This window comes from Wenyingzhuangia sp. IMCC45574 (assembly GCF_054182685.1).
Window position 1 is genome coordinate 3,302,792 of the sequence record NZ_CM135169.1, and the last position, 16,798, is coordinate 3,319,589.

The window sequence follows — 16,798 nt, forward strand, 5'->3', positions numbered from 1 at the left end:
CAAAGCTAATGTTCCATCAGAATAGAAGTTTAAATGAAAGTTGCTTAATGAAATCTGAAGACAAACAAAAACTAAATGAAATAATAAGAGATAAATATTGGGTCTCTTATATGACAGACGGTAAATGGTATAAGTTAGCTTTGGCATTAACAGAGCAACTAGAAGAAGTTTTTGTTCTTTATAAGCTGGTGTATAATGATGAACTAGCTTTTACATCTATAAAGCACCCAGCATCTAAAACGAATTTTATGGGGACTATTGCCTACAAAGAAGTAGAATGGATAGAGTTTCCAAAAGAATTTGTCTTAGAAACAGGTTATATAGAAGACTTAGACTTACCGTTTGATGAAGAGCATAGTCAAGATGTTTCCCTAATTGAAAAAATTATAAAAAATACAGGAACTTACAACTTTGAAAGAAAAGTGAATTCTGTTAAGCTATTTGCATATAGATAGTTAGTTACCTTTTTCTTTTTTAATAGCTATCTTTTATTAAACATTTATCTCGTTATCATCTCTATTGTTTTGTATTTAATTGTCAAAAAATACCAGTACAGTACTCTTTTTGGTAAACATAATTTAAGTAGTGGGATAAAAAATACGTAGTTTTTACATTGTATTGTTCTAAAGTGGTAACTTTGCAAACTGAAAATTGCTAAGTGATTTTACGCAACTATTATACTTAATTTAACTCTTTATAGTTAGAGGTGTTAAATTTTGCCCCTTTATAATGACGACGTTTAATAAAATTGTTACAAGTACAGAGGTCAATTTATGAATTTAAGTTCAGAATATATAACTGTTTTTATACCTACATATAATAGAGGTGAATATTTGCCTAGGTTATTTAACAGTCTTGAGAAACAAACTATTAGAAACTTTAATGTATTAATAGTAGACGACGGTTCTACTGATAATACTGAAGATTTAGTGAAAGAAGTTTTAAAAACTGCTACATACCCTATTGTATATCATAAAAAGGAAAATGGAAAAAAATCTAGTGCTTATAATTATGGAATTCCTTTATTAAAAAGTGTGCTCACATTTGAGTTAGATTCTGATGATTATATTTTGCCAAATGCGTTAGAGACCGTAGAAAAAAGATGGAAGGCTTATAGTAGTAAGGAGATAAATATGGTAGGTATGCGTTTTTTAGCCATTGACCATCATAGTAAAGAGGTGATAGGAAGTCAATTTCCTAAAGGATTAAAATATGCGAGTTTATACGATCTTCGTTTTAAACACAAGATAAAAGGAGATAAAACAATTGTTTTCTTAACAGAGGAATTAAAAAAACATAGATTTCCCATTATAAAGAAAGAAAATATGAGGATGAGCATTATTCATAATCGGTTATGTCATAATGGTGGGGTTGTAGGTGTTAGTAATGATAAATTAATGGCAAAAGAATATTTACAAGGAGGAATTACTTGTAGTATTAACAACGAAAAACAGTTGTTTAAATATCCATTGTCTAATGCTATTTTTTATAACGAATTAAATTACTACAAAAAAAAATCTATTATAGCTTATTTAAGGCATAATTCGTATTATGCTAAGTTTGAGTTTTATAATGGTAAAAATGCAATAGCAATTTTTAAAGGGGCCATTGATAAAAAAATTCCTTTTGTTTTTATTTCTATACTAATAGGTTACGTAAAGTATAGAAAAAGGTTGTTTAAGAATAGATAAATATAAGATATTCTTTTACAATGTTTTTTTTGCTTAGTCCAAAAGTACCTTTTTTATTTTCTAAGTGTTCTAAGGTGTTATTTAGGCTATTTAGCTTATAGAAAATAGCGTTTTTGTTTACTATTTCTGTGTTTTTAAATTGTTCTTCCATAAGCAACGTTTTATCAAAACTCCAAGCTATATTGTAGCTACCAGATAGTTTAGTAGCTAAATATTCTTGGTAAAAAGAAATGTTAGGATGGATTAGAGTTAGTAGGTAATCACAATTTTTTATATAAGCATTAAAAAGGTCATCATTCACATAGTCATCAAAAGTAATACACCAGCTTTTTTGTTTTAATACGGCAACAATTTCTTGCTCTTTTGGAGAAGTAGAATTTCCTAATAAGATAATTTTTATAGGCGAGTTTACTGGTAAATCTACTTGGGTTAAAGCTTTGTAATCTCTTCTTTTAGAGTCTACAGTTCCAGGAACTACAATCCAAATTTCATTTGCTGGCTTCTTTAGGGTGTAATTGCTTTCTGGGTAATATATACTATAAAAAGTATGTGCTTTTGTTTTAATCTTTGGAGGTAAATTTTTTAAAAGATAGTCTCCTAATACCAAAACTTTATCGAGTTTTTTTCCAATTAATTTTTGAGTAGTATGTGTTTTAAAACGATGGAGATTATGAACACAACCAATTAATTCTGTTTTTTTGGGGTATGGAGGTAAAATAATTTTCCACGCTTTTTTTTCTGCAGTGTTGAATACAATTTTATCAAACTTTTGCTTATATAGAAATTTCCAGAGTTCAAATTTGCTGTTAATTTCAGATTTAGTTTTACCAAAATCTAAATAAATAATAGCGCAATCGTTGCTAATACTTTTTAAGCTTTCTTTTAATTTTCTATGGCATATAACAGTAAGGTTACAGGAACTTTTTTTTAAGTTCTTTACATGAGAAACAACACATTCTGCATGCCAATCGTTAATTTCTACAATAGCGATGTTCATTAGAAATACTTTTTTAATACCTCTGATCTTTTTTCTTGAAGTTGTGTTATTATTTCAGTGAAACGACTTTCGTTTGATAGATAAAAACTATTATTATGAGTAAGTTTTTTACCTAATTTGAAAAACCTTTTTTCACTTTTTACTTTTTTAAATAAATTTTGTTCATTGTATGGAATAGGTCTCTTGTATAGGCTAATATTTTCTACATTATGTAGATTTATAGAGCCAAACCAATCATGCCACTTAAATTCTGAAACAACTTCTGTTTCAGAAAAATGAGCATTAAATTTTATCCTTTTCCATGGTACTCTTAAAATATCAGCCATTATTGCACCATGCATAGCTTCCGCGTAAACTCTTTCGCTACTTGCTACTTGTATGATGAACTCTTCTACAGATAAATTAGAAGGTGTTATTAGGTTTAAGTTATTTTTATCACAAAATTTTTTCCAATTAATTAAGTCTATAGATTTGAAATAAGGGATGACACTTATTTTATGCTTTTTAGGTAGTTTCATTACTTTTTTATACTCATCAAGTAAAGCGTAAAAATAGGCTGAGTCCGTTATAAAGTTATTAAAACTACCTGTAATTTTAAAAGAACTTAATGGGCCTCTTAGAAAAGAAAAATCCCAAGTTTCATCAAAAGTTAAGTTTTCTTTTAATGATCTAACCCCAGTTCCTAAAATTAATTTATTATCAAATAGACTAGCTTCTTTTATGAAGGTGCTGTTTTCCGTTAATATAGAGCCAATTCCAAGAAAAGCTATATTTTCATTTTCAGAAAATTTAGGGCCAAATATTTTAGGCCACAAATAACTATTTAAATCATCACCGAAATTACCATTTTTGTTTTTGTAAGAAATTAATTTCATAAGATCACAGAATTATTTTTAATTAGGTCTTCAATACTAGGAAAGCTAAAGTCGTTAAGAGTTATTTTTTTTTCTAAAAAAGTTGTTTTATCTTTTCTAAAGTTAAAATTATGAATGCTATTAATAGCATGCGGAGTATGAATTCCTTGGGATAAAAAATAATCGTCATATTTAAATAAAGGTTCATTAGATAGAGGTTTTACAAAGACGCACTCTTTACCCATAGCGTGTGCAAATATAATACCGTGTAAAGAAGATGAATACACAACTGATGATTTAGCGATATCTAGGGCGATGTTTTTAGGTTTAGTATCAATATTTAAAATTTTAAATTCTTTTGGGAAATTATTTTTGTAGATTTTATAATCATTATAATGGGGAATAAATACAGTGTTCTCAGAAGTGTTGTTATTTAAATTAATCCCACAAACTTCAGGAAGTAATATACCAGGATCCATTTGAAAACAATTGTTTTTTATATTAGCTCCAAATCGTTTAAACAATTCAAGCGTTTTTGGGCCTCTAACTCCATATACAGTTGAGCTAGATATATTTTCAGAAATTTCGGATAAGTCATTTCCTTTCCATCCAATACCACAAATCAAGTCATTTTTTTTAATAGTTGAGGCAATTGAACCAACAAATAATGCTTTTGAGTTTTGAGATTTAGAGTTGGATATTTCTTTTTGATAAAGAAAATTAATCAAATCAATATTAAATATATCACCTACATTTCCGTATCTAAAATATGTTTTTTTTTTGTTACTAAAGTAGTATTTAAGCAGAGATGATTTTCTTGAATTCCAGAAGTAAGATTTTATTTCCATAGTTTTTTTAAATTAATTCTAATTAAATTCCAACTGATATCATTTACACCATAACCAATAATTACGGAATCATTTTTTTTAAATAAACCAGAAAAATAGGTGCAGGATATTAAGTTTGGGTTCAATTTAAACTTAGAACCAAATAACTGTTTTGTTGAGTGAATTAAAAGTTTTCTTTCGGATAAAATTTTAAATTTATTATCGTTGATAATCAATCTAAAACATTTACCAAGGTATAGTCGTTTTTTTAAAAAATAAACTTTTTTATGTCCAATAAATATATTTTCGGTTGTAGAGTTCTGTATTAGAGGGGTACCAATTGTATGTTTACTTTTAGTTTTATCACTATAAATCTGTTCGAAAAAAATTTGATGAGCCTCTCTTTTGTATTCTTTTAAGACAACACATTTATTTATGTTGTATAAAGAATGGATTTTATTTTGATACATGAAGAACCCCCAATTCTTTTCTATTTTTTGTCTTTCCGTATATAGACATTCATAGTAATTTAAATCATTATCATTTAAAACTTCAATTATGGCAATAGTGTTTTCCTTATTTTGAGTATGTCCGTTGTTAATGTTAATCCAAGGTTGTTTATTAAGTAAGAAAATTTTGGGATCAGATACTTTGTCTATTTTATGTTTAAGGAATTCGCTTAAGTTTAGTTCCTTAATTGATTGTTCTTTAATGTTATAAATGTATAAGAAAGCTAAAACTTTTTGGTTAATATTGTCGTACTTTCTAATTGTAACATAAATTTTATTTCCTAATTCTACGTAACTAGGGTTAAAAGTAATATTAGTATCATTTAATACTTTAAGTAACCCTTTTGGTAAAGATTCTTTAGAAGATTTATATAGTTTTAACATTTTTCTTTAAAAATAATTTTAAAAATTCTAGAGAGCTTACTCTTTCTTCTTTTAAATCTTAAGTGATAGTCTTCCGTAAATTCTTTTTTGACCAATGCTGGATTTAAAAGATATTTCTCTTGTACTTTATTGTAGTTGTTTTTTTTTATTTCAGGTCTTCCAGTAAAATGTAAAATTAAGGGTTTGTGTATCTCTGTTTGATATAGGTTCTCGAACCTACTATTGAATTTTTTGTAATTATATTTTTTGAAAGGAAATTTTTCAGGGTTATTATAAAGTAAATATATCATTATATCTTGATCTCCATTAGAGAAATATCCATACTCATCTTTCCACCATGCTTTTACAATTGAAAGTTTGGTTGACAAGATATTTTCAAAAAAAAGTTTGGTTGTGCTGTTACATTTTGTAATAAACTGTCCAGAACTTAACTCTGTTTTTAATTCTTTATAATCTGGACTTTTGCAAAATGAAATTAAATCTGATCCTATTGGTTTAAATAGCATTATATCTTTTGAAAAATCCCAAAAGAAAGCATCGTCATCAATCCAAATTATGTATTCATACTTTTCAATGTATGATAATATATAATAAATTTTGTTTAAATATACATTCTGAGCTTTTGTAGGCCAATTACAATGTATATAATCATATCCGAATTTATCTGCGTACATTTTGTGATTGGTAGGTGATTCAAAATCCGTACTAGTATATCTTCCAGAAATAATACAAGTTTTATTCATTTTGTAAAGAATTATATTTTAATCAAAGTTAGTTATTAAACATTAGAATGAGAACTAGATGTTCTATTGTCTACTAATAAAAAAGGGTTGAATAATTATGATGAACCAATAATAGAGGAGGAAATAAAAACAGCCTAATTTTCCAAACCTTGTAACTTTTCCAATTTATTAATTATGTCTTACTAGAGTATGTTACTATTAAAAACACAGCAGATGTGTTTGATAAATGTTAGTTTTTAAAATAGGTTGTAGGTCAAATCAGAAGTATGGGTTAATAGAGGAGTTTCTAATATGAGTGCTCATCTTTCAAATGGTAGTGATTTTGAAACAAGTATTTGGGTAAGAAATCTAGGTGGGTTTAATTCTAACCAACACTGGTTGTCTGGAGATTTTAATGGAGGTGGTATAGAGGAAGTAGCTAAGATTTGGGCAAATGGTAATTCTTCTAATATCAATGTATATATTAAAAGATAACATCGAATTTTTAAACGAAAAGTCTAGTCTTTGATTTTCTTAAAGATCCAATAGAAAGAGCAAAGAATTCTTTAGATTAAAAGTTTATTTGTAAAAAATCCCCTTTAAAAATAACTATATTTTCTAAAGGGGATTTTAACGTTATTTAAAATAACAACTTATCCTTCCAAACTCTGTAATTCTACTAATTTGTTCTAATTTCCTTTAGCTTTAATTAATTCTTCGTGAGTTCTTTGTTCTACAATCTTACCTTTTTTTATTACTACAATAGTATCTTAGGTCTGTTTTGGTACATTGTTTGGAACTAAATTTATTAACAAATTATTGATTTTAAAAGCTAACTGTTTTGAATAAGAAAGAGTAAATTTGTTAATAAAAAAAGCTACAAAAGATGATTAAATTAAGGGTTTCAGTTGCTATGTTATTTCTAGCAACATTATTTGTTTCGTGTAATAACAACAGTACAGAAACTATAGAGGAAGAAATTGTATTTCTTCCTACACCTGATGAAGTTCCAAGTGCAATAGATGAAAATAATGCAATACTGTATGATTTAAGTACTACTGAATTAGGTATTGGATATAATTTGGAAAAAAAGGAAGAAAAAGGAAATCCTTTAGATATGAGTACGATTAGTATTATACCTCAGAGTTCAATAACTAGTTATTATGATCTTGATTTTTTTGGTTTAGACTTTGAAGAAGCTATTGCAAGGAAAACTAGTTCCGTTATTACCATAGAAGCTGATAGAGATTTCTTGAATCATAAAAAGATAGAAAAGTCATATAGAGATTTTTTATTACAATTCTTCAACAGTGAAGATTCTAAAATATACCTTCTTAGAGAAGCCCATTTGGAGTTAAAGCATCATGCAATTGTTGGTGTTCCAAAATTTAAACAAGAAGTGGTTAACATAATTGAGGAAAAGGGTATAGGGGAATTTGATAAAATATATGGGCGTTATTTTGTAGGTAGTAATATTAGTGGAGCTAATATGTCGATTATTTACGTATATGATTTTTCAAATGTTTTAGATTTAAATAAGAATAAAATTGAGTCTATTATTAAAAAACATGTACTTGGAGAAGAGTTAACAGAATTTGAGAAAAACGTATTTTCGAAGTTAGAAGTCAATTACGATTACCACACAAATTTGCCGGACTATAGTATCTCCTTAACCGGAAATGTTAAAGAGTTAGATGACGAAATTTCTAAGTTTGTAGAGTATGCGAGTAGCAATTCAGACAAATTACCGTCAGTAGGCTTTAGTTTAAGATCTTACGAAGATATTGTATATAATTATCGTGATTTTCTTTCCAAGTTTAGATTATATTATAACGTTTGTTTGTCTCATTTAGAAGAATGGACAGATATTTTAACAGAATTGAAAGCTGTAATTCCCTTGGTAAAGGATGGTGTTCTTTTAGATGAGCTACATATGGCTAAGAGTAACGTAGAAGCAAAAATAAAAGACGCTAGATCATGTACAAATTCTAGGCCTCCAAGCTTAGTGTTTTACAATGATCTAATAGAAAGAGCAAAGAAGTCTTTAGATTAAAAGTTTATTTGTAAAAAAATCCCCTTTAGAAAATAACTATATTTTCTAAAGGGGATTTTAACGTTATTTAAAATAACAATTTATCCTTCCAAACTCTGTAATTCTACTAATTTGTTATAATTTCCTTTAGCTTTAATTAATTCTTCGTGAGTTCCTTGTTCTACAATCTTACCTTTTTTCATTACTACAATAGTATCTGCATTTTGTATGGTAGACAAGCGGTGGGCAATTACCAGAGAAGTTCTGTTTTCCATTAGGTTTTCTAAGGCATCTTGTACCAATTTTTCAGACTCAGTATCTAATGCAGAGGTTGCTTCGTCTAAAATCATAATGGGAGGGTTTTTAAAAATAGCCCTAGCAATAGAAACACGCTGTCTTTGTCCACCAGAAAGATTTCCTCCTCTGTCGCCAACCATAGAATCGTATTGGTTGTTAAAGTCCGAAATAAATTCATGTGCATGTGCAGCTTTTGCAGCATCTATTACTTTGGTATTGTCTCCTTTTAAATCGATCCCTAAAGCGATGTTGTTTTTAATGGTGTCGTTAAACAAAATTGAATCTTGAGTAACTACTCCCATTAATTTTCTTAGGGTGTCCGTTTTAACATTTTTAATGTTCGTACCATCAATTAAGATCTCTCCCTCATTTACATCCCAAAAACGAGTAATTAAATTAGCAAGAGTAGATTTTCCACTACCAGATTGTCCAACCAATGCTACTTTTTTTCCTTTAGGAATGGTTAAAGAAAAGTCTTTTAATACATATTGTTCGTCGTATTTAAAAGAAACGTTTCTAAACTCTATTTTAGAATTAAATTGAGACAATTCTGTAGGGTTTTTAATGTCTGCCAATGCGTTTTGTGTATCTAAAACTTCTACCACACGTTCTGCAGCCGAGTTTGCAACTTTAAGAGCATTGTTGGCTTTAGATAATATTTTAGCAGGAGTTAAAATATTATAAGCAGAGGCCATAAAACCTATAAATATCCCCCCAGTCATAACATGATCAATTAAAACCATTTTACCACCAAACCATAGTAGAGAAGAAATAGAGAGTACTCCTAAAAACTCACTTATAGGGCTTGCTAAAGACTGTCTAGCAGCCATTTTATTACTTAAAACTCTAATCTCTTCGGTTTCATTTAGGTATTTCTTATTAAAGAATAGTTCAGAAGTAAAGGCTTTAATAATTTTTAAACCACTAATGGTTTCTTCTATTATTCCTAATAAATTCCCTCCTTTTGCAAAAATTTCTTTGGACTGTTGTTTTATTTTTTTGCTTATTAAAGAAATAATAAAACCCGACAAAGGAATAAATCCAAACATTACCAAAGTAAGTTTCCAACTAACGTTAAACATTACGATTAAGGTGAAAACAATATTTAAAGGTTCTCTTATGTAAGTAATTATAAGGTCTAAATAAGTAGAGTTTACAGTTCCAATATCCCCAGTTGCCCTTGCAATAATATCTCCCTTTCTTTTTTCTGAATAGTAGAAAACTGGCAAGCTTATAATTTTACCGTAAATTTCGTTTCTTAAATCTTTTAACACAGCATTCTTTAAAAAGGTCATAGAAATTCTACCTAAGTAAGCAAAAATGTTTTTTAGTAAAAACACAATTACCACAGAACTAATTAAATAAATAAGTGTTTGCTCTGGTCCTTGATTTTGATTTGTTAAAGTGACGTAATAATTAAGTAAATCAGATAAATAATTTTTGCTTAAGTGTTTAATACCAGGGTATATAGGTTTTATAAGTATTTTTTCAGTGTCACCAAAAAGAACATTTAACATGGGCATTAATATTACATATGAAAGCGTAGTAAATAATGCGTAAAGTATGTTAAAGAAAATTCCTAAGAAAGCGGTTGATTTATAGGGTATTGCGTATCTAACGAAACGTTTAAAGTTGTTCATTTATCGTTGTAATAAAATATCAACAAATATAGTACTTTTGCATTGTGATTAATGAATTAAAAGAAAATAGAGTAATTCTATATCCAACGGACACGGTTTGGGGGATAGGTTGTGATGCTACTTCGGAAGAAGCAGTCGCAAAAATTTATAAGATTAAGAAAAGAGAAGAAACAAAGAGCTTGGTAATTTTAGTAGCTTCTATAGATATGCTAAAACAGTATATAGACAATATACCAACAAAGGCTGTTGAGATTTTAGAAAAATCTGAAAAGCCTACAACTATTGTGTACGATGCTCCTATAGGAATTGCAAAGAATGCTATTGGTAAAGACAATACCATTGCTATAAGAATTGCTTCGGATGAGTTTTGTAAACAGAAAATAGAAGAGTTTGGGAAACCCATTGTTTCTACATCGGCCAATATTAGCGGAGAAGCCACTCCAAAGCAATTTTCCGAAATAAGTCAAGCTATTTTGGACAATGTAGATTATATAGTAGATTTGCACCACGATAAAATTTGTGAAAAATCTTCTACCATCATAAAAGTCACAAAAAGTAATCAGGTAACCGTAATTAGACCTTAATGCAAATTTTAGAAAATTATAAAACTGCTATACAACATCCTGTTTTTAAATTTATTACACAAGCTACAGGAGAACTAAATGTAGATGCCTATGTTATAGGTGGCTTTGTGCGTGATTTTATTCTAGAACGTGGAACAGCTAAAGATGTAGATGTTGTTGCAATAGGTAGTGGTATAGACTTGGCTTTAAAGGTAGCTAAGCTGTTACCTAACAAACCAAAGGTTCAGGTTTTTAAAACCTATGGAACAGCCATGTTACGTTATCAAGATATAGAAGTGGAGTTTGTAGGTGCGCGTAAGGAATCGTATACGGAAGATAGTAGAAATCCTCATGTAGAAGAAGGAAGTTTACAAGACGATCAGAACCGTAGAGATTTTACCATTAATGCATTGGCAGTTTCTTTAAACGAAGCTTCATTAGGAAATTTATTAGATCCTTTTGGAGGAGTTGATGATTTACAGGCTAAAATTATACGTACTCCTTTAGATCCAGATATAACCTATTCGGACGATCCATTGCGAATGATGAGAGCTATTCGTTTTGCGACTCAATTAAATTTTACGATAGAAAAAGAATCTTTAGAGGCTATCTCTAAGAATTCAGAACGCTTAAAAATCATTACTCGTGAGCGTGTAATGGTAGAGATTAATAAGATATTAGAATCTCCGGTACCTTCCATTGGGTTTCTTCATTTAGAAAAAACGGGGTTGTTACATCAAATATTACCAGAGCTAACCGCTCTAAAAGGAGTGCAAGAAGTAGAAGGGCAAAAGCATAAAGATAATTTTTACCATACATTAGAAGTGGTAGATAATATTTCGGAAAATACAGATGATGTTTGGTTACGTTGGGCTGCTTTGTTACATGATATAGGAAAAGCTCCTACCAAACGTTTTAGTAAAAAAGTAGGGTGGACTTTTCATAACCACGAATTTGTGGGGTCTAAAATGGTCTTTAAATTGTTTAAGAGGGTAAAACTACCTTTGAATAATAAAATGAAGTTTGTTCAGAAAATGGTATTGTTAAGTTCTAGGCCTATTGTATTGGCAAGCGAAGTAACAGATTCTGCAGTAAGAAGATTAATTTTTGATGCAGGGGATGATATTGAAAGTTTGATGACCTTATGCGAAGCTGATATTACAACAAAGAACCCTGCTAAGTTTAAAAAATACCACAATAACTTTAAGATTGTTCGCAACAAAATTAAAGAAGTAGAAGAAAGAGATCATGTTCGTAATTTTGAACCTCCAATTTCTGGAGAGGTGATTATGGAGACATTTAATTTAAAACCATGTAGAGAGATTGGTCAGATTAAAGACCACATAAAAGAAGCTATTTTAGATGGAGAAATAGCCAATAATTACGATGAGGCTTATCAATTAATGCTAAAAAGAGGTGAAAAGTTAGGGCTAGAGCCTAAAAAATAACCGCTAAATACATAAAAACTTATTAAAAGTCGAAGAAATTTTTCTTCGACTTTTTTTGTGTCTTCGAGTTAAATAATGATGCCTAAACCTAGGTTTTATAAAGTATTAATAATTAAAAATGAGGTGTGATAAATGGCTATTTATCAATAGAAGATACTTTTTGTTAAATATTCTTTTGTTTTAATGATTATTAACAAGTATATTTGGTAAACCAAACTGGTAAACCAATTTATTTATGTTGAAAATCAAATACATCATACTAGCAGCTAGTTTTTTATTACTAGCGTGTACGGAAAAAATTTCAAAAAAATCAAATGCAATTGCAACGATTGAAGAATTGCAACAAAAAATTTCCGAAGCTCAACCAGGAGATGAGATCGTTTTGGCAAATGGGGAGTGGAAAAATACAGAGATTTTATTCCATGCAAACGGAACCAAAGAACAACCAATTGTTTTAAGATCGGAAGATAGTGGAAAGGTTATTTTAAGTGGAAATTCTAATTTAAGAATTGCAGGAAGCCATTTGGTAGTAAAAGGGTTGGTTTTTAAGAACGGTTTTACACCTACGAATGAGGTAATAACATTTAAAAAGGATAAAAAAACATTAGCTAGTAATTGTAGACTAACGGAATGTGTAATAGAAAACTACAGCAATCCCGAACGTCACGAAACAGATACTTGGGTAGCGTTGTATGGAAAAAATAACAGGGTAGATCATTGTCACTTGGCTGGTAAAAACAATAAAGGCGTTACTATGATTGTTCGTTTGAATAGCAAAGAGAGTCAGGAGAACAATCACAGAATAGATCACAACTACTTTGGGCCAAGACCAAATTTGGGGGCTAATGGAGGAGAAACCTTACGTATTGGTACAAGTCATTACTCGCTGTCTAATTCTAAAACTATAGTGGAGTATAATTACTTTGATAGATGTGATGGTGAGCACGAAACCATTTCTAATAAATCGTGTAAAAATATTTATAAGAACAATGTGTTTTATGAGTGTAGAGGAACGTTAACTATGAGACATGGGAATGGAACTTTGGTAGAAGGAAATGCATTCTTTGGAAATAACAAACCATGTACAGGAGGGATTAGAGTAATTAACGGTCAGCAAAAGGTAGTTAACAATTACGCAGAAGGTTTAATGGGAAGTCGTTTTAGAGGTGCTTTTGTAATTATGAATGGGGTTCCAAATTCTCCTATCAATCGTTACCACCAAGTAAAAGATGCAGTAGTAAAGAATAACACGTTTGTAAATTGTGCCAATGTTCAATTGTGTGCAGGTAGCGATAAAGAACGTAGTGCAACTCCTGAGAATTCTATTGTAGCTGATAATATTTTTTACAACGAACATAAAAACAATGTCTTTAAAGCATATGATGACATTAGTGGAATTGCCTTTACTAATAATGTAATTAGTAAGAATATAGAACCTTTAACTCCAAAAGGATTTAAAAAGCAAGTTTTAGATTTTAAAAGAAATAAATCTGGTTTTTTAATTCCAGCAGGAACTGTAAAAGTAGGGGCTACCTTGTCTAAGGATTTACCAACCAAAAATAATACAGGAGCAAGTTGGTATTCTAAGACAGATACAAAAGTGACTTTGTCGTCAGGAAAAGTAATAAAAGTTGAACCAGGATTGAATACACTTGTAGAAGCAGTTTTAAGTTCTAATGAGGGGGATATCTTAGAGCTTACAGCAGGGGAAGTTTACAGAAATAGTAAAATTATTGAAGTAAATCATCCCATTACAGTAAGATCATCAGGAGAAAAGAAATCCGTAGTCTATTTTGAAAAGAAATATCTTTTTCAGATTAATAACTACGGTGCACTAAAATTGAATAGGTTAGTTTTAAATGGAAAACAATCTCCAGATGATAACGGAAACGCTGTAATTTCTACAAGTAAGTATTCAATGAATACCAATTACAATTTATTTGTAAACGATTGTGACTTTGTAGACTTGGATATTAATTATGCTTTTGATGCTATTAAAGTTTACAAGAATACGTTTGCAGATACCATAAGCATTACCAATTCTAGTTTTAAAGATGTTACAGGGTCTGTAATTGCGTTAGACAAAGAAACAGATGATATAGGTATTTATAATGGGGAGTATGTAATCCTTAAGAACAATTCGTTTAAAAACATAGGATGTACTGTTCTTAACTTATACAGAGGAGGTACAGATGAAAGTACTTATGGACCTTTCTTACAATTAGAAAACTCGGTTTTTGATAATGTGGGAAATAACAAAAGAAACAAAGCTAAATCTGCAATTTCTTTGTACGGAGTGCAAAAAATTGAGTTAAAAAACAATATTTTTAAAGAGAGCAAGGGGGTGCAAATGCACTTAGTAGTTGGTGAGCCTGTAGTAGAGGTTTTAAATAATAATTTTTACAAATCAGAAAAGTTAACAATTACTGGAGATCAAAAGTATACCGTAAAAAACGTTTGGAGTTTTAACCCAAAGTTTTCAAACCCAAACACCTATGAATTGTCAGAAAAGTCTCCATTGAGAAATAAAGGGACCAATGGACAAGATATAGGATTAAAACATTCAATTCAATAAATGTCTACCCAAATGAACATCAAACACAATATCGTATTATTTCTATTCTTTTTAGGTTGTATCTTTTCTACAGAGATTAGGTCTCAAGAACACCCAATTTTGATTTTGACACAACAAGGTGTTGAAAGCATTAGAAAAGAATTAGGAAGCGTGCCTGTGTTTGATGCAACTTTACAAAGAGTACAGCAAGAAGTAGATGCTGTAATAGCTCTAGGAATTGATACTCCAACTCCCAAAGATTACTCAGGAGGTTACACGCACGAAAAACACAAGCAGAACTACTTAAACATGCAAAAAGCAGGTTTGTTGTTTCAGATTTTAAACGACGAAAAATATGCTGTGTATGTTCGCGATATGTTGTTTCAGTACGAGGCAATGTATAAGGATTTACCATTACATCCGCAAACAAGATCTTATGCTAGGGGAAAGTTGTTTTGGCAATGTCTAAACGACTCTAATTGGCTGGTGTACACTAGCCAAGCTTACGATTGTATTTATAATTGGTTGTCTAAAAAGGAGCGAAGAAAATTAGAAAAAAACTTATTTAAACCATTTGCTGATTTTATCTCTATAGAGAATCCTCAGTTTTTTAATCGTGTACACAATCATAGTACATGGGGAAATGCAGCTGTTGGAATGATTGGTTTGGTTATGAATGATGATGAATTGGTTGATAGAGCTTTGTATGGAATTAAAAACGATGGTTTGTCTCCAGATGCTAGAGATAACGACGGAGGTTTTATTAAAAAAGAAGGACAGAAAGCAGGTTTTTTAGCCAATATAGACGAGCCTTTTTCACCAGACGGATATTATACGGAAGGGCCTTACTACCAACGTTATGCCATGTATCCTTTTTTAGCATTTGCACAAGCTTTGCAAAATGCAAAACCATCATTAAAAATCTTTGAACATAAAAATGGAGTTTTACTAAAATCTGTAGATGCTTTGTTAAACTTAACAGATGCATCGGGTAATTTTTTCCCATTGAACGATGGGCAAAAAGGAATGTCTTATTATTCTAGAGAGTTGGTAAATGCGATCAATACGGCTTATTATTTTGGGGATAAAAATCCTGCGTTGTTGGGTATTTCTAAAAAGCAAAATAGAGTATTGTTAAGTGATGCTGGTTTGGCGGTTGCGTTGGCTATACGAGATGGGAAAAATAAAGAATTTGCAAAGAAGTCTATTTTATTTTCTGATGGAATGGATGGGAAACAGGGAGGTGTTGGTGTACTACGTTATGGAGATGAGGATATAACAGTTGTTTTTAAGTATGCAGCACAAGGACTGAGTCATGGACATTATGATAAACTTTCTTTTTCTATGTATGCCAAAGGAGATGAGATTATTCAGGATTACGGATTGGCAAGATTTGTAAACATAGAACAAAAAGGAGGAGGAAATTATTTAAAAGAAAATAAAACATGGGCTAAGCAAAGTATTGCTCATAACACCGTTATACAAAACAGAGCATCTCACTTTAAAGGAAAGTATAAAATAGGAAGTCAACACCATTCAGAATTGTTATTTGCAGATATTCAGAACGAAGATTTTCAGATTCTTAGTGCTGAAGAAGAAAATGCTTACGCTGGGACTAAAATGCAAAGAACTCAGGCAATTATAAAGTTAAAGGATCTAAAGCCTTTTGTACTAGATGTAATGAAAGTTACCGCAGAAAAAGAAAATGAATATGATTTTCCTTTTTACTACTTAGGACAAATTATCAATACTAATTTTAGTTACCAAACACCTAAGAATTTACAGGCATTAGGAGAAAAAAATGGGTATCAGCATTTGTGGCTAGAAGGAAGAGGGAAAGCTAGCAAAGAGACCCATCAATTTACCTTTTTAAATAAGCAGACATTTTACACAATATCATCAGCGAACCAATTAGAAGATGAGTTGCTATTAACTAGAATTGGTGCGAATGATCCTGAGTTTAATTTACGAAGAGATCCAGGGTTTATGATTCGTAGAAAGGCTAAGAATACTGTGTTTGCAAGTATTATAGAACCTCATGGAGGGTATAGTTATGTGTCTGAGTTTTCCAAAGGAGCAAATAGCAATATTGCAGAAGTAGCTGTAGTATATGATGATAAATACTACACGGCAGTTTCTATTAAGACAGTAAAAGGAGTAGTTGGATTATTAATTATAGCAAACAATAGCAGAGATACTACTAAGAAACATAGTGTAAAAATTAAGGATAAAAAATATAGCTGGAAAGGAGTTTATCATTATCAACAAACAAAAAAATAA

The 16,798-nt window shown here is 30.2% G+C and carries 14 protein-coding genes; 8 read left to right on the forward strand and 6 right to left on the reverse strand.

Features of this window, described 5'->3' with window-relative positions; genetic code table 11:
• Positions 1-47: 47 nt before the first annotated feature.
• Together ACXHHC_RS14025 and ACXHHC_RS14030 are read left to right on the forward strand one after the other, a co-directional pair.
• Positions 48-455: a hypothetical protein gene (locus tag ACXHHC_RS14025; protein ID WP_458226997.1), complete on the forward strand. Its 408-nt coding sequence runs from the start codon at positions 48-50 to the stop codon at positions 453-455.
• A 318-nt stretch (positions 456-773) separates the two neighbouring features.
• Positions 774-1,691: a glycosyltransferase family A protein gene (locus ACXHHC_RS14030; protein WP_458226998.1), complete on the forward strand. Its 918-nt coding sequence runs from the start codon at positions 774-776 to the stop codon at positions 1,689-1,691.
• On the opposite strand, the gene ACXHHC_RS14035 is transcribed toward ACXHHC_RS14030, so the two are convergent.
• The 5 genes from ACXHHC_RS14035 to ACXHHC_RS14055 are packed head-to-tail and all read right to left on the reverse strand — an operon-like array spanning position 1,678 to position 6,005.
• Positions 1,678-2,688: a hypothetical protein gene (locus ACXHHC_RS14035; RefSeq protein ID WP_458226999.1), complete on the reverse strand. Its 1,011-nt coding sequence runs from the start codon at positions 2,686-2,688 to the stop codon at positions 1,678-1,680. The two genes, ACXHHC_RS14030 and ACXHHC_RS14035, sit on opposite strands and share 14 nt — an antisense overlap.
• Positions 2,688-3,563 carry a polysaccharide pyruvyl transferase family protein gene (locus ACXHHC_RS14040; protein ID WP_458227000.1) on the reverse strand — a complete coding sequence of 292 codons (876 nt, stop codon included), beginning with the start codon at positions 3,561-3,563 and terminating at the stop codon, positions 2,688-2,690. The genes ACXHHC_RS14035 and ACXHHC_RS14040 overlap by 1 nt, the downstream gene beginning before the upstream one ends.
• Positions 3,560-4,390 (reverse strand): polysaccharide pyruvyl transferase family protein, encoded by an 831-nt coding sequence (locus tag ACXHHC_RS14045; protein ID WP_458227001.1) that lies wholly within the window; start codon positions 4,388-4,390, stop codon positions 3,560-3,562. The genes ACXHHC_RS14040 and ACXHHC_RS14045 overlap by 4 nt, the downstream gene beginning before the upstream one ends.
• Positions 4,381-5,262 (reverse strand): hypothetical protein, encoded by an 882-nt coding sequence (locus tag ACXHHC_RS14050; RefSeq protein ID WP_458227002.1) that lies wholly within the window; start codon positions 5,260-5,262, stop codon positions 4,381-4,383. Before ACXHHC_RS14050 ends, ACXHHC_RS14045 begins: the two co-directional genes overlap by 10 nt.
• Complete coding sequence (locus ACXHHC_RS14055; protein ID WP_458227003.1) at positions 5,256-6,005, reverse strand: hypothetical protein; 750 nt, start codon at positions 6,003-6,005, stop codon at positions 5,256-5,258. The genes ACXHHC_RS14050 and ACXHHC_RS14055 overlap by 7 nt, the downstream gene beginning before the upstream one ends.
• A 291-nt stretch (positions 6,006-6,296) precedes the next feature.
• Between ACXHHC_RS14055 and ACXHHC_RS14060 the strand changes: the two genes are divergently transcribed.
• Together ACXHHC_RS14060 and ACXHHC_RS14065 are read left to right on the forward strand one after the other, a co-directional pair.
• Entirely contained in the window at positions 6,297-6,479 is a 183-nt protein-coding gene (locus ACXHHC_RS14060) for a hypothetical protein (protein ID WP_458227004.1), read from the forward strand.
• Between the two features lie 391 nt (positions 6,480-6,870).
• The gene (locus ACXHHC_RS14065) at positions 6,871-8,037 is read left to right on the forward strand and encodes a hypothetical protein (RefSeq protein WP_458227005.1); all 1,167 of its coding nucleotides are present in this window, start codon (positions 6,871-6,873) and stop codon (positions 8,035-8,037) included.
• Between the two features lie 80 nt (positions 8,038-8,117).
• Here ACXHHC_RS14065 and ACXHHC_RS14070 read toward each other — a convergent pair whose 3' ends face one another.
• The gene (locus ACXHHC_RS14070; protein WP_458227006.1) at positions 8,118-9,953 is read right to left on the reverse strand and encodes an ABC transporter ATP-binding protein; all 1,836 of its coding nucleotides are present in this window, start codon (positions 9,951-9,953) and stop codon (positions 8,118-8,120) included.
• 44 nt (positions 9,954-9,997) lie between these two features.
• Between ACXHHC_RS14070 and ACXHHC_RS14075 the strand changes: the two genes are divergently transcribed.
• From ACXHHC_RS14075 to ACXHHC_RS14090, 4 genes are all read left to right on the forward strand, one after another.
• Entirely contained in the window at positions 9,998-10,537 is a 540-nt protein-coding gene (locus ACXHHC_RS14075; protein WP_458227007.1) for an L-threonylcarbamoyladenylate synthase, read from the forward strand.
• A complete protein-coding gene (locus ACXHHC_RS14080; protein WP_458227008.1) occupies positions 10,537-11,964 on the forward strand; it encodes a CCA tRNA nucleotidyltransferase in 1,428 nt (475 codons plus the stop codon). The genes ACXHHC_RS14075 and ACXHHC_RS14080 overlap by 1 nt, the downstream gene beginning before the upstream one ends.
• Before the next feature lie 235 nt (positions 11,965-12,199).
• Positions 12,200-14,539, forward strand: a complete 2,340-nt coding sequence (locus tag ACXHHC_RS14085; RefSeq protein WP_458227009.1) for a polysaccharide lyase 6 family protein — start codon at positions 12,200-12,202, stop codon at positions 14,537-14,539.
• A 12-nt stretch (positions 14,540-14,551) separates the two neighbouring features.
• Positions 14,552-16,798 carry an alginate lyase family protein gene (locus ACXHHC_RS14090; protein WP_458227010.1) on the forward strand — a complete coding sequence of 749 codons (2,247 nt, stop codon included), beginning with the start codon at positions 14,552-14,554 and terminating at the stop codon, positions 16,796-16,798.

Bases quoted from the DNA above. Each gene is read 5' to 3' on its own strand.
- ACXHHC_RS14025 (WP_458226997.1), top strand. From the start codon at position 48: ATGAAATCTGAAGACAAACAAAAACTAAATGAAATAATAAGAGATAAA.
- ACXHHC_RS14030 (WP_458226998.1), top strand. From the start codon at position 774: ATGAATTTAAGTTCAGAATATATAACTGTTTTTATACCTACATATAAT.
- ACXHHC_RS14035 (WP_458226999.1), bottom strand. From the start codon at position 2,688: ATGAACATCGCTATTGTAGAAATTAACGATTGGCATGCAGAATGTGTT.
- ACXHHC_RS14040 (WP_458227000.1), bottom strand. From the start codon at position 3,563: ATGAAATTAATTTCTTACAAAAACAAAAATGGTAATTTCGGTGATGAT.
- ACXHHC_RS14045 (WP_458227001.1), bottom strand. From the start codon at position 4,390: ATGGAAATAAAATCTTACTTCTGGAATTCAAGAAAATCATCTCTGCTT.
- ACXHHC_RS14050 (WP_458227002.1), bottom strand. From the start codon at position 5,262: ATGTTAAAACTATATAAATCTTCTAAAGAATCTTTACCAAAAGGGTTA.
- ACXHHC_RS14055 (WP_458227003.1), bottom strand. From the start codon at position 6,005: ATGAATAAAACTTGTATTATTTCTGGAAGATATACTAGTACGGATTTT.
- ACXHHC_RS14060 (WP_458227004.1), top strand. From the start codon at position 6,297: ATGAGTGCTCATCTTTCAAATGGTAGTGATTTTGAAACAAGTATTTGG.
- ACXHHC_RS14065 (WP_458227005.1), top strand. From the start codon at position 6,871: ATGATTAAATTAAGGGTTTCAGTTGCTATGTTATTTCTAGCAACATTA.
- ACXHHC_RS14070 (WP_458227006.1), bottom strand. From the start codon at position 9,953: ATGAACAACTTTAAACGTTTCGTTAGATACGCAATACCCTATAAATCA.
- ACXHHC_RS14080 (WP_458227008.1), top strand. From the start codon at position 10,537: ATGCAAATTTTAGAAAATTATAAAACTGCTATACAACATCCTGTTTTT.
- ACXHHC_RS14085 (WP_458227009.1), top strand. From the start codon at position 12,200: ATGTTGAAAATCAAATACATCATACTAGCAGCTAGTTTTTTATTACTA.
- ACXHHC_RS14090 (WP_458227010.1), top strand. From the start codon at position 14,552: ATGAACATCAAACACAATATCGTATTATTTCTATTCTTTTTAGGTTGT.